Origin of the sequence: Glycomyces sp. NRRL B-16210 (assembly GCF_000719515.1) — a bacterium.
Classification (GTDB): Bacteria; Actinomycetota; Actinomycetes; order Mycobacteriales; family Micromonosporaceae; genus Glycomyces.
In genome coordinates this window covers 425,648-439,176 of sequence record NZ_JOGR01000003.1, presented here as the reverse complement: position 1 = coordinate 439,176, position 13,529 = coordinate 425,648, and the positions used below count along the sequence as shown (strand labels likewise).

At 71.4% G+C, this 13,529-nt stretch carries 7 protein-coding genes; 3 read left to right on the top strand and 4 right to left on the bottom strand.

Annotation, left to right across the window (positions count from 1 at the left end; genetic code table 11):
- Positions 1–236 precede the first annotated feature (236 nt).
- The 3 genes from IF12_RS0106355 (at position 237) to IF12_RS0106345 (ending at position 7,693) form a co-directional block, all read left to right on the top strand.
- Positions 237–3,680 (top strand): bifunctional glycosyltransferase/CDP-glycerol:glycerophosphate glycerophosphotransferase, encoded by a 3,444-nt coding sequence (locus IF12_RS0106355; protein WP_030155856.1) that lies wholly within the window; start codon positions 237–239, stop codon positions 3,678–3,680.
- Between the two features lie 41 nt (positions 3,681–3,721).
- A complete protein-coding gene (locus IF12_RS0106350; protein WP_030155854.1) occupies positions 3,722–5,683 on the top strand; it encodes a tetratricopeptide repeat protein in 1,962 nt (653 codons plus the stop codon).
- Positions 5,684–5,749: 66 nt separating this feature from the next.
- A complete protein-coding gene (locus tag IF12_RS0106345) occupies positions 5,750–7,693 on the top strand; it encodes a M48 family metallopeptidase (protein WP_030155852.1) in 1,944 nt (647 codons plus the stop codon).
- A 78-nt stretch (positions 7,694–7,771) separates the two neighbouring features.
- On the opposite strand, the gene IF12_RS0106340 is transcribed toward IF12_RS0106345, so the two are convergent.
- From IF12_RS0106340 to IF12_RS0106325, 4 genes are all read right to left on the bottom strand, one after another.
- A complete protein-coding gene (locus IF12_RS0106340) occupies positions 7,772–8,932 on the bottom strand; it encodes a phosphonoacetaldehyde reductase (protein ID WP_030155849.1) in 1,161 nt (386 codons plus the stop codon).
- A 2-nt stretch (positions 8,933–8,934) separates the two neighbouring features.
- Positions 8,935–10,059: a phosphonopyruvate decarboxylase gene (aepY, locus tag IF12_RS0106335; protein ID WP_030155847.1), complete on the bottom strand. Its 1,125-nt coding sequence runs from the start codon at positions 10,057–10,059 to the stop codon at positions 8,935–8,937.
- Positions 10,056–11,336 (bottom strand): phosphoenolpyruvate mutase, encoded by a 1,281-nt coding sequence (gene aepX / locus IF12_RS0106330; protein WP_030155845.1) that lies wholly within the window; start codon positions 11,334–11,336, stop codon positions 10,056–10,058. Before aepX ends, aepY begins: the two co-directional genes overlap by 4 nt.
- Before the next feature lie 184 nt (positions 11,337–11,520).
- The gene (locus IF12_RS0106325) at positions 11,521–13,236 is read right to left on the bottom strand and encodes a CDP-glycerol glycerophosphotransferase family protein (protein WP_051704037.1); all 1,716 of its coding nucleotides are present in this window, start codon (positions 13,234–13,236) and stop codon (positions 11,521–11,523) included.
- Positions 13,237–13,529 lie beyond the last annotated feature (293 nt).

Genomic DNA, 13,529 nt, shown 5'->3' with positions numbered 1-13,529 from the left:
ATTATTTCGAGCGGGGTATCGAGCTGGCGATCGGTAAGGACGGGGTGCGGTTCGAGGCGGTCGACATCTCGCAGCACAACGTCATCGAAATCGACTTCGGGGGCGACCTCGACAAGGTGAACGAGACCTTCAAGTAGCGGCCCGGGGACGCGCGGCGCTCGCAACGGGGCGCGCCGAGACCCCTGAGATCGACCCTGACTCCGGGAACCGGTCAGGCGAGTACAGAGCGAGGCGTAATGGTGCAACTTTCAGTCGTCATCCCGTATTACAACGTCGAGGCCTACTTCGAAGAGGCGCTCCAGTCCCTGGCGCGGCAGAGCCTGCGGGACCTCGAAGTGATCATGGTCGACGACGGCTCGCCCGACGCCAGCATCGAGATCGCGAAGCGCTTCGCCGCGGAGGACCCCCGCTTCAAGCTCGTGGTCCAGGAGAACGGCGGCCTCGGCCACGCCCGCAACACCGGCGCCCGCCACGCCACCGGCAAGTACCTCGCCTTCGTCGACTCCGACGACGTCATCCCGCACTTCGCCTACCGGCTCATGGTCGACACCATGGAGCGCACCGGCTCCCAGATCGGCGCCGGCAACGTGCGCCGCATCAAGTCCACCGGCGCCAGCGGCTCGCCCATGCACGCCAAGGCCTTCGCCTCCACGAAGCTGCGCACCACCCTCAAGGAGCACCGCGCCCTCCTGCGCGACATGACCGCCTGGAACAAGGTCTACCGGCGCGACTTCTGGGAGGCCAACGAACTCCGGTTCCCCGAAGGGGTCCTGTTCGAGGACGCCCCGGCGACCATCCCCGCCTACGCCCTCGCCGAGTCCATCGACGTCCTGGAGACCTCGATCTACTACTGGCGCGTCCGCGAAGGCGGGATGCCCTCGATCACCCAGCGCGCCACCGACGGCAAGAACATCGCCGACCGCATCGCCACCACCCGCATGGTCTCGGAGTTCTTCGAGCGCCAAGGCGAGCGCGAGCTCAAAGACGGCTACGACGACATGGCGATCCGCCACCACCTGGCGCTCATCCTCAAGTCGATCTCCCAGGCCGAGCCGGACGTGCAGCAGGCCTTCGGCACCGACGCCAAGGCCTACCTCGGCACCGTCAGCGACGAGGTCCTGCGCAAGCTCCCCCGCCACCTGCGCCTGTCGTGCCGCATCCTGCGCGACGGCGCGGTCGACGAACTCCTCACCGGCCTCGACGCCCCGATCTCGGCCTCCAAGCTCCCCTCCCCGCGCAGCCTCCTGCGCAAGATCACCGAACTGCCGGTGCGCGCCGACCTCCAGGCCGTCGTCTGGGAGGACGGTCGCCTCGCCATCCGCGGCAGCGTCGCCCCCACCTCGCCGTCGCACCCGGCCACCTGGAACCCCTCCAGCCGCGTCATGTGGATGCGCAACTCCAAGACCCGCGCGTTCCAGCGCCTCCCCTCCACCACCACCGCGCGCGTGCGCCCCCGCCGCCTCGACGGCAAGCCCGACCGCCACATCGTCTCCACCGAGTTCGAGGCGCTCCTCGACCCGGCCAAGCTCCAGCAGGACGGCACCTGGGAGGAGGGCGTCTGGCACGTCGCCCTCGGCGTGATCGACCAGCTCGGCGTCCACAAGGGCGGCATGGCCGCCGGCTCGGGCCTGGGCACCCTCGACCTCGAACCGCGCTGGCTCGACGACCGGTTCCGGATGGTCCCCGTCCTCAGCGGCGGGCGCCTCCTGGTCAAGATCGACCGGCCCACCGTCGTGCTCCTCGGCTGCGAGTTCGCGAACGGCGAGCTCGTCCTGCGCGGCGAGATCCACGACAAGGTCGCCGCCGAGACCGCCCAGCTCACCTTCGGGCGCACCCGCGGCAACCCCGCGCACCGCGTCGAAGTGGCGCTCGAGGGCTCCGGCGACGCGCGCTCGTTCACGGCCGCGATCGGCGCCCGCGACCTCGCGGACGCCTTCGGCGGCGTCGCGATCGCCCCCATCGGCGGCATCACCGACCGCATGTACATCGAACTGTCCTACGACGACGAATGCCGCGAACTGCTGGTGGGCAACGACGTCACCGGCGCGCACGCGACCCTCGACGACGCGACCCTCGCCGTCGACGTCACCCCGACGCGCTACGTGCGCCTGTCGGCCCGCCCGCCGCTGCCGTTCGTCACCGACCTGCGCCTGACCGAGAACGGCACGGTCGTCCTCACCGGCGAGGGCGCCCTCGCCCCCCACGACCGGATCCTCCTGCAACTGCGCGGCCAGCAGGAGCAGCACCCGTTCGAGGTCGAGGCCGACGGCAGCGGCTGGTCCGGCGAGCTGTCCGCCAACGCCGTCACCTCCCTGGCCGGCACCGTCGCGCTCATCCCCGGCGTGTGGGACCTGCTGCTGGAGACCCGCGACGCGTACGGCGAGACCCGCACCACCAACCTCGCCCTGACCTCGCAGACCGAGGCCCGCCTGCCGCTCAAGGTCACCGTGGACGGGCGCGACATCACCGCCTGCCGCCACGGCATCGACCAGGGCTTCGTCCGCACCGGCCCGTTCACCGAGGCCGCCGAGCGCCCGCCGGCGGGGCCCGAGTGGCTCCAGCGGTTCTTCTACCCGCAGGTGCGCCGCCGGGAGCCGCTGCGCGAGGCGGTCTTCTACGACTGCTTCTACGGCCGCCAGTACTCCGACTCCCCGCGCGCGGTCTACGAGCGCCTCGTCGAGCGCGACCTGCCGCTGGAGCACTACTGGTCGGTCCAGAACCGCCAGTTCGAGGTCCCCGCGCCCGCCAAGAGCGTCACCTACGGCTCCCGTGCCTGGTACGAGGCCCTGGGAACCGCCAAGTACGTCATCACCAACACGCACCTGCCGAACTGGTTCCAGCGCCGCGAGGGCCAGATCGTGGTCCAGACCTGGCACGGCACGCCGCTGAAGAAGATCGCCTTCGACGTCCCCGACCTCAAGACCGCCGACCCCGACTACCTCAAGAAGATCGCCCTCGAGATCCCGAACTGGTCCTACCTGGTCTCGCCCAACGAGTTCTGCACCGAGCGGCTCCCGAAGGCCTTCGCCTACGACGGACCGGTCCTGGAGACCGGCTACCCGCGCAACGACGTGTTCTACCAGGGCGACACCGAGGCGCTGCGGTCGCGACTGGTCAAGCTCCTCGGCCTGCCCGCGGACAAGAAGCTCGTGCTGTACGCGCCGACCTGGCGCGACAACGAGTTCTACGGCCGGGGCCGCTACAAGTTCACCTCGCCGTTCGACTTCGACGCGGCCAAGCGCGACCTCGGCGACGAGTACGTGATGCTCGTGCGCCGCCACCCCAACATCGTCGACCCGGTCCCCGGCGCCGGCGAGGGCTTCGTCTGGGACGTCTCCCTGTACCCCGACGTGGCCGAACTCCTCGCGATCAGCGACGCGCTCATCACCGACTACTCCTCGCTGATGTTCGACTTCGCCAACACCGGCCGCCCGATGCTCTTCTACGCCTACGACCTCGAGGACTACCGCGACAACCTGCGCGGTTTCTACTTCGATTTCGAGAGCACCGTCCCCGGCCCGATCCTCACCACCACCGAGGCCACCGTGGAGGCCCTGCGGGACCTCCCGGCGGTGGCCGCCGAGTACGCCGAGCGCTACGGCGAGTTCCAGCGTCGGTTCTGCGGGCCCGAGGACGGCAACGCCTCGGACCGGCTCATCGACGAGGTGTTCGGCAAGTGAACCTCCCCCCTCCTGCCCGCTTACGATGGAGCGCGATTGCCATGAACATGAACCTGAGCCCGGTCTGGGCCCGAATCGGAGGCCTGTGCGACCGGTTCGAGCGCTGGGGCATGGCCGGACGCTATTACGGGAAAGCCGCGGCCGCCCAGCCGCGCAACGCCGACTACGCCTTCCGGCTCGGCCGCGTCCGCGAGCGCCTGAGCGACTTCCACGGCGCCGTCGAGGCCTACACCGCGGCGATCGAGGCCGGCGGCCGCCACCTCGCCGACTCCCACAACCGGCGCGCGATCGCCCGCGGCCAGCTCGGCGAGTGGTCCGAGGCCGTCGCCGACCTCGGCAAGGCCCTCGACCTCCAGCCGGGCAACCGCAAGTACCTCTCCACCCTCGCCAAGGCCGAGTCCGAGACCGACAACACCAGGGGCGCGGCCGAGGCCCTCGCCGCGCTCGTCGAGGCCGGCGACACCAGCACCGCCTCGCTCGTCTGCCTCGCCAAGGCCTACGCCGACCTGGCCCGCTGGGACGAGGCCGCCGACCTGTACCGGACCCTCATCGAGGCCGACCCGAAGGACTCCGACCTCAACAACGCCTACACCGGGGTGCTCGAATCGGCCTTCCGGATGCCCTTCGGCATCGGCCACGACGACGAGGTCGTCCCGGCCCCCGCCGAAGGCCGCGACGCCCGCGGGGCCCTCGCGGTCGAGCAGATCCAGGCCGTCGTCGACTCCTCCGAGAAGCGCGTCTGGGCCGCCTTCCGCCTCGCCGCCGTCCAAGAGGCCCTCGGGGACACCGCGAGCGCCCGGGCGAACTACCGCGAGGCCGTGCGCCGCGCCGAGATCGCCAACCAGTCCTGGGTCCACCAGTCGATCACCTCCTGGACCTTCCGGGAGCAGTACCTCGCCCACGAGGCCGGCGAGTTCACCCCCGAGGAGCCCGACGAGCGCCTGGCCCGCACCATCGCGCCCGGACCCGCCCGGCCGGTCGGCGAGGACGCCGCCGGCTACGTCGAGGCCCAGATCTCCAACCACGGCCTCTCCGTCAGCGGCGTGCTCCGCCACGGCCTCGGCAACGAGCTCACCATCCTCCTCGACGGCGCGCCCATCCAGAAGATCACCGCCGACCCCGGCCAGTGGATGCCGAAGTTCCGCTCGGTCATCACCCACCGCACCGCGGCGCACTTCCCGCCCGAGTCGGTCCTGTCGATCACCTGCGGCGACCGCCCGGTCGTCGCGCCCAACGGCGCCGCCGACTTCGCCGTGGGCGTCCCCGACGGCGACGGCAGCCTCATGAAGCGCCTCGCCGACGGCCACTCGATCAACAAGAAGGGCCGCCTCTCCAAGCCCGCCAAGGCCAACCCCAAGCGCGAGAAGGACCTCGTCGCCGGGTACGTCAAGCTCAAGGACTACCTCGAGCGCGAGATGGGCGTCAAGGCGTTCCTGTGCTACGGCACGCTCCTCGGGTGCGTCCGCGGCGGCGCGATCATCCCCGGCGACGACGACTTCGACGTCTCGTTCCTCACCGGCGCCGAAGACCCCAAGGCCATGAAGCGCGAGGGCATCGAGATCGTCAAGGCCCTCGTGCGCGGCGGCTTCCACGTCCGCGTCACCGTCGACGGGCGCCTCATGCACGTCAAGGTCGACAACGTCACCCTCGACGTCAACCCCGTCTGGTTCTACCAGGGCAAGGCCTGGGCGTTCACCTCCCACAAGCTCGGCCGCGAGTCCTTCGAGCCCGTGGTCACCGCCCAGATGGGCGGCCAGGAGGTCTACATCCCCGAGCGCGCCGAGGACTTCCTGGTCGAGAACTACGGCGCCGACTGGCGCACCCCCCGCTCCGACTTCAAGTACTTCCGACCCGCCTCGGACATGACCGTCCTGCGCCAGGCCCAGCTCAACCCCACCGAGGTGCAGGAGCTGCTGGACTACTCCGAGAAGGCGCAGGTCGACAACCCCGAGGCCGGGCGCTTCCACGGCTACGGCGACCCGTCCCGACCCGAGTTCCGCTGACCGGTACCGCACCGAATCGCCCTTTAACAACCCTTCCTCACCCCTCTGTACCCTGAAGGCCCTCATATGAAGAACCCGATGACCTGGTGCCTGCTTCGCGCCGGCGGCCTGCTGCACCGAGCCGGGCGCTGGCGCCTGGCCGGACGCGCGTACGCCGGCGCCCTGCACCGCTCGCCGTCCGATCCGGTCGCCGCCTTCCGACTCGGCGTGGTGCTCCACCACGCCGGGGACATCGCGGGCGCCCGCGACGCCTACTCGGCCGCGCTCGCGGCCGGGACCGCCGACCGGCGCTCGTGCCTGCGCCGCCGCGCCCGCACCCACCAACTGCTCGGCGACCGCGACGCCCGGCTCGCCGACATGGAGACGCTGCTCGAAGACGGCGTGGGCGATGCGGAGTTCCTCAAGGGACTCGCCGACCTCTACGCGCAGCTCGACCGCGTGCCCGAGGCGATCGCCCTGCTCGAACGCCCAGCCGCGATCGAGGACCCCGCCCTCAAGCGGCGCCTCGCCGAACTCAAGTGCAGTCTCGGCGCCTGGCCCGAGGCCCTGCTGCTCTACGAGGCCCTGCTCGAAGGCCCCGACGTCGACGGCGCGCTGCTCTACGACGCGGCGCTGACGGCCGAGCGCATCCACACGGTGCCGTTCCACGTCGACGGCGACCCCGAGGGCGCGGTCTTCACCGCGACCGATCCGGCCGCGCGCCGCGAGGCCTTCGACACCGGGGTCGAACTGATGCGCCGGGTCGCCGAGGACCCCGAGCGGGTCTGGGGCCCCTACCGGCTCGGCCGCTTCTTCGAGGCCGCGGGCCGCGGCGAGGAGGCCGCGGCGGCCTACCAGTCCGCGTGCGACCGCGCCGAGGCCGCCGACCGCTCCTGGTCGGAGCACCGGATGGCCCTGTGGGGGTTCCGCCGCGACTACGTCTCCCGCACCGGCGAGGAGGCCGACGACCGCCTGGCCCTGACCGTGCGCCCCGGCCCGGGCCGCGTGGCGCTCGCCGACATCGCCGGCCACTGCACCGTCGGCGTCTCGAACTTCGGCCTCGCCGTCGCCGGCTTCACCTTCCACGGCCGGGAGCGGACCGTGACGCTCCACGTCGACGGCGAGCCGATCGTGAGCGCCGCCGTGAAGTCCTCCGGCTGGCGCCCGGAGTTCCAGATCGCCTTCAAGCACCCGGTGGTCCAGACGCTGGGACCGACCACGGTCCTCACCGTCACCTGCGGTGGCGTCCCCCTGGCGATGGGGGACATGGCCGACTCGGTCCTCCTCGACAACCCGCGCGGCACCGGCGAGTTCGCGCGGCTGCGCGCCGAGGGCCAGACGGTGAACAAGAAGGGCCACTGGTCCCCGCCCGCGCACGCCACGACCGACTACGAGGCCGGGGTCGTCAAGGCCTACGGGCGCTTCCGCGACTTCCTCGAGTCCGAGTTCGGCCGCGAGGCCTTCCTCATCTACGGCACGCTGCTGGGCTGCCACCGCAACGGCGCGCTCATCCCCGGCGACGACGATTTCGACATCGCCCTGGTCTCGCGCGGCGACGGCCCGGAGGAGGCCAAGGCCGACAGCATCGCGATCATGAAGTCCTGCCTCGCGCACGGCTTCGACGTGGGCGTGGGCTTCGAGGGCCGCCCGTTCAACCTGCGCATCGACGGGTACGTCATCGACGTCAACCCCGTCTGGTTCCACCGCGGCCGCGCCTGGGCCTTCAACACCCACGACCTGCGACCCGAGCATTTCGCGCCGGCCCGCCGGGCGGTCCTGGCGGGGTCTGAGGTGTACGTCCCGGCCGACCCGGACGCGTTCCTGGCCGAGAACTACGGCCCCGACTGGCGCCGGCCCCGCTCGGACTTCAAGTACTACCGCTCCAAGGAGACCCTGCACACCGTCCGCCGGACCCAGCTGGTGCTCAGCGAGGTCCGCGCGATCCGCGCCTACGCCGAGGCTCTGCGGCGCGAGTCCCCTTCGGCCGGCACCTTCTACGGCTGGGTCGAACGGCCCGGCAGAGCCGTCTGAGGCACCGCCCGACACGCCGCCGACGAATTGCGAAACGGCCGCGTCCCCGCTTCGGGGGCGCGGCCGTCGCACGATCGGTCAGTCGAGGGCCCGCAGCAGCAGCGCCAGCTCCTCGGCCGTGTAAGCCACCGGGTTGTTCCCGAGGCGTTCGACGTTCACGCCCGCCGCCAAAGCCGCGCGCGCCTGCGGCGTGTCGGCCCCCGCGGCGGTCAGGCCGGTCTTCAGCCCCACGCGCCGCATGAGGTCGTCGAACCGCTCCCGCGCCTCGGCGCCGTCCCCCGCGCCGAACGCGCCGAGGATCTCGCCCATGACCGCGCGGTGGACCCCCGCGTCGATCCCGGGCTGCAACCGCGCGTCGGCCGCCTCGGCGTGGGACTCGATGAACGCGCCCAGCGTCACGCCCACGGCGTGGCCGTGGCTGAGCCCGTAGCCCTTCGTGATCCCGTACGACAGCGCGTGCGCCGCGGTCGTCTTCGACACGTCGATCGCCCGGCCCGCGAGGTGCGCGCCGAGCGCCATCGGCCGCGCCGAGCCGAGCCCGGGCTCGTTGACGAACCCCTCGATCGCGGGCACGAGCAGCTCCAGGGCCGCCCGCGCGTAATCGCGGCTCGCCTCGCTCGCCCCCTGCGCCCACAGGCTCTCGACGGCCTGCGCGATCGCGTCGACCCCCGAGGTGGCCCGCTGGTAGGGCGAGCCGGAGACCGTCAGCGCCGGGTCCAGGACCACCGCGTCCGGGAGCATCCCCGGGCCGGCGATCGAGAACTTCGCGTCGCCGATGTAGACGACCGCGAAATGCGTCGCCTCGCTGCCCGAACCGCTCGTCGTCGGCGCGAGCACCAGACGCGTCCCGCGCTCGGCCACCGCCGCTCCGGCCCGGATCCTCGCGTGCAGCTCCTCGGCGTCGGTGACGCCCCGGTAGGCGCACAGCAGCTTCGCCATGTCCATGGCCGAACCGCCGCCGACGGCGACGATCAGGTCGGGGTCGAACCGCTCCACCAGGCGCAGGCCGACCACCAGGTCGGCCGCGTCGGTGTTCGGCGCGAAATCGCTCCACTGCTCGACCTCGGCGACCCGCTCCAGGCCCGGCAGCAGCCGGTCGGCGCCCGAGTCGGCGAACGAGCGCTTGCCGCGCACCAGCAGGACCCGGCGGGCGCCGAGCCCGCCGGCGACGGCGCCGACGAGCTCGATCGCGTGCGCGCCGAACCGGACGTCCCGGTCGGCGAAGACTGAAGTCGACATCGCTACTTCGCCAGGGCGCCCATGAACGCGGCCTTGGCCTCGGCCGGCGTCCGCGTGGGCCTGCCGATGTCCTTCCGGTTGCCCGGCTTGACCTTCAACTCCAGCAGCGCCGGACCGCCGGCCGCGCGCAGCGCCGCGATCTGCTCCGGCAGCGAACTCAAGTCCTCGGTCGAGGCGGCGTAGCGGTAGCCCAGGGCCTTCGCCGCCGCCGCCACGTCCACGACGCCGACCGAGGTCGGCTGCCCGCCGACCGAGTCGTGCACGCCGTTGTTGAACACGATGTGGAAGTACGTCGACGGCGCGTGGTCGGCGATCACCGCGAGCGAGCCCAAGTGCATGAGCAGGGCCCCGTCGCCGTCGAAGCACCACACCTCGCGGTCGGGCTCGGCCATCGCCACGCCCAGGGCGATCGACGAGGCGTGCCCCATCCCGCCCACCGTCAGGAAGTCCCGGTCGCCGTCGCCGCCGACCCGCTCGCGGTACTCGAACAGCTCGCGGCTGAGCATCCCCGTGGTCGACACGATCGCGGCCTCGGACCCGACGGCCTCGGCCGCGGCGATGAGCGCCTCCTCGCGGCTGGCGAGCGCCGGCTTCGGCGAGGCCACCTTCTCCCCGTCCGCGAACGTGCCCTTCTCGACCAGCAGGAAGAACGGCGAGGACTGCTCGGTCGCGGTCGCCAGGGCCTCGGCGACGGCCTTGTCGGCCGCGTCCGGGTCCTTCGGCAGGACCGCCCACGGCAGCCCGGCCGCGTCCAGCAGCGCCTCCTGCACCCGGCCCTGCTTGACGTGCTGCGGCTCGTCCTTCACGCCCGGCTGGCCCCGCCAGCCGACGACCACGAGCATCGGAATGCCGTACACGTCGGGGTCGGCCAGCGACAGCACCGGGTTCACCAGGTTCCCGAAACCGGAGTTCTGGAGGTACACGACCGCGGGCTTCGCGGTGCGCATGTAGTGCCCGATCGCCAGGCCCACGGCGGCGCCCTCGTTCGCGGCGATGACGTGCCGCTCGCGCGGCAGCGTCGCCATGATGTGGCTGCCCAGCTGCTTGAGCAGGCTGTCGGGCACGCCCGTGTAGAACTCGACGCCCAGCTCCGTGAGCTGGTCGATGAAGCGTCCGGGCTCGATCACGACTCGTTCTCCGGGATGATCGCCAGGGCTTCCTTGATGTTCGCGATCTGCGAGTCCACCTCGGCCGAGCGGGCGTTCTCCAGGATCGACTTCGCGACGCCCGACATGGCCTTGTAGGAGGCGCGCATCAGCTGGTTCGCGTAGATCACGACGTTGACGCCGCGCTCGATGAACTCCTCTTCGGTCACCTGGTTGTAGCTGGTGGGGACCACGACCAGCGGCACCTTCGTCTCGAAGGCCGCGAAGCGCTCGCAGAACTCGAAGATCTCGTCGGGGCTCTTCTGCCGTGAGTGGATCATGATGCCGTCCGCGCCGCCCTCGATGTAGGCCTTCGCGCGCGTGACCGCGTCCTCCATGCCCATCTCGAGGATGAGGCTCTCGATGCGGGCGATGATCATGAAGTCATCGGTGACCTGGGCCTTCTTGCCCACCTGGATGCGGTGGACGAAGTCCTCGATCGTCGACTGCGTCTGCGCCACCTCGGTGCCGAACAGGGAGTTGCGCTTGAGCCCCTCCTTGTCCTCGATGATGACCGCCGAGACGCCCAGGCGCTCGAGCGAGCGCACCGTGTACGAGAAGTGCTCCGGCTTGCCGCCGGTGTCCCCGTCGTAGATGAGCGGCTTGGTGGTGACCTCGAACAGGTCGTTGATCGTCTGGAGGCGCGAGTTCAGGTCCACCAGCTCGATGTCCGGCTTGCCCCGTGCGGTCGAGTCGGTCAGCGACGAGGACCACATGGCGTCGAACTCGACCTTCAGACCGCCCCGCTCCGCCTGGGCGGTCTCGATGATGAGCCCGGTCAGACCCGAGTGGGCCTCCAGGACGCGCACGATCGGCTTGGCGTCGATCAGGCGGCGCAGCCGCGTGAGCCGCACGTCGGGGGTCGTGCCGACCTCTTTGACCGAGGCGTTCAGCTGCGTGGAGGAGATGCCCTGCGTGTAGGGGACCTCGACGAGTTCGCCGCCCCATTCGGCGAGGGCGTCGACCACGCGCTGGCGGGTCTCGCGCTGCACGCCGGTCTGCCAGTCGTCGCCGTGGACGACGAAGTCGGGCTTGACCGAGCGGAGGTTCGGGACGTAGTCCAGCGTCTCCTGGGGGATCACCGCGGTGACGCCCTTCAGGTTCGCGACGACGGCTTTGCGCTGCTCGAACGTCATGTGGGGCAGACGCTTGTAGCTGGCGATGGCCGCGTCGGTCAGCAGGCCGATGGTGACGTCACCGAGCTCTGCCGCGCGGTTCAGGATGTTGATGTGGCCGGGGTGGATGAGGTCGGCGCTCATCCCCACATACACGGTCGGACGTGTTGACAACGTATCTCCTCGATAGGCGCTGGAATTCGCCCTGAGCTGCCCTTGGTCGGACTCGGATGCGGCTACCAGGCGGCGTCGGCTCGTGCCGCAAGCGGGGCGTGCTGCCAGTCTAGCGACGCGTTCGCCAAGCGGTCATCTGCCCGTTGGTTCGCCTTCACTTCGCCGTCGCCTCCGCGTCTCCCGCAGTCCCGCTCCGGTACACCTCGCGCGCGGCGTCGAGGAACACCTCGACGCACCGTTCCGGCGGGAAACCGCCCAGATAATAGGTGCGCGTGCGATCCCGCTGCTTCTCCAGCGGGTCCTCGCCGAGCATCGCGTCCAGCGCCTCGCCGATCCGCTCGCCCGCCGCGTCGATCCGGTACGCCGCCCGGGCCAGCGGCAGCCGCTCTCCGAACGCCTCGCCCAGGTCCTGCATGTCGGTGAGCGCGAACGGCTTCCCCGAGTACAGCCAGTCCGAGGCCGCCCCGCTGACGTCGGTCACCGCGAAGTCCGCCGCGTCGATGCACGCTGAGAGCGACATGCCCTCGGCGGTCGCCGCGCCCCACAGGTGCCGCCGCCCCGAGGACTCCGCGTCGGCCGCGAGCAGCCGCTCCAGCTCCGCCACGCGTGCGGCGGCGGACCGGTCGTGCCGCGTGTACGGGTGCGACCGCAGCAGCACGGTCGCGCCGCGGTCGAGCAGCGCCCGCACGATCGCCCGCCCGATGCGCAGCGAGGAGTAGTCGACCTCGCTCGAAGTGCCCGTCCACGTCGGCGTGTACAGCACCACCGGCGCGCCCTCGTCGCTCGGACGCGGCCCGACCCTCGTGGCCTGCAACTGCGGGCGCCCCACGATCCGGAACCGCTCGTCGGGGATGTCCACCCCGTGGTCGCGGTACCGGTCGATCCCGGCCTGCCCGGCGACGAAGACCCGGTCGTACATCGCCGCGACCGGGTTGCGGCTCGCGAGCTTGTCGCTGTCGCCGTGCATGAGCTGCACGTGCGTGAGCCTGCCGGTCCGCACCAGCTGCGTGTTCTCCATGCTGTTGTTCATGTAGAACACCCCGCGCACCGAGTCGGCGAGCAGGCCCTCGACATCGGTGATGCGCGGTGCGACCACGATCGGCGTCTTCGTCCGCCCGACCAGGGGCCCCAGCAGTTCGCGCTGGCGCAGCACGATCACGTACGGGTCGCCGAGCGCGTCGAAGTACGGCAGCCACATGAGGAGGTGGAAGTACGACTCGGCCGGCCCGGCGAGGTGCACCAGGAACTGCGGGCGCAGCCGCTCGACCGCCTCCCGCGTCGCCCGGTCGCCCGACCGCGCCGGCACGCTGCGCACGCGCACGACCGTGAACGCCGCGAACCCGATCCCCGCCGTGATAGCCGCGGCGATGCCCGCACCGGCCCAGGCGATCGCGAGGGCCCAGGCGGCCTGGGACGCGACGAGCGCCGCGCCGCCGGCCACCACGGCGGCCGTCAGCGCCGAGACGGCCCCGGCGACGCGCTTCGGGGTGAACCAGCGGTCCGGCAGCGGCCGGCGCACCGGCAGGTGCACCGATTCAAGATATGAGGAGGCGATGACCTTGGCCAGGAGCGGCTCGCCTGACACGAGCACGAGCAGGGCGAGTCCCGACAGCAGCAGCGGCAGCGCCGCGGCGAGGTTCGACGCGCCGGCCGACACCGTCCCGGCGACGACGACGGCCGCGACGGCCAGCGCCCGAGGGACGGTCCGCTTCGCGAGTCCGCCGCCGCGCGAGCAGACGAGGAGCGCGATCGCGGCCGCCGCGACGGCGACCCCTCCGATCCGCGGCAGCGGGGCGGCGGCGACGGCGAGCACCGCGAGGCCGCTCCCGGCGGCGTGGTTCCAGAGCTTCCGGAGCAAGTCGAGACGCATGGTGTGAGAAGGTCCTTCGCTGGCGGTGGCCGCCGTGTCGAGTGACGATGCACCGGCCTGGTTTCCGATAGCATCGTAACCGAGCGACGTCCGCCGCCCGAGTTCGCGGCGGAGCGTTCGCATCGCCGGATCGGTTGCACGACGTCACGCGTCGCACCTCCGCGCTTTTCCCGGTCGGGGCCGCCAGACGGCACGGTTACGCTCGATCGGTTCGATATTCAGTCCACATGGGTAGTCACAAGGCACGCGTCCGGTCCGGGCGCGAGACGGTGGGAGTTTCACATGGGAGTCCG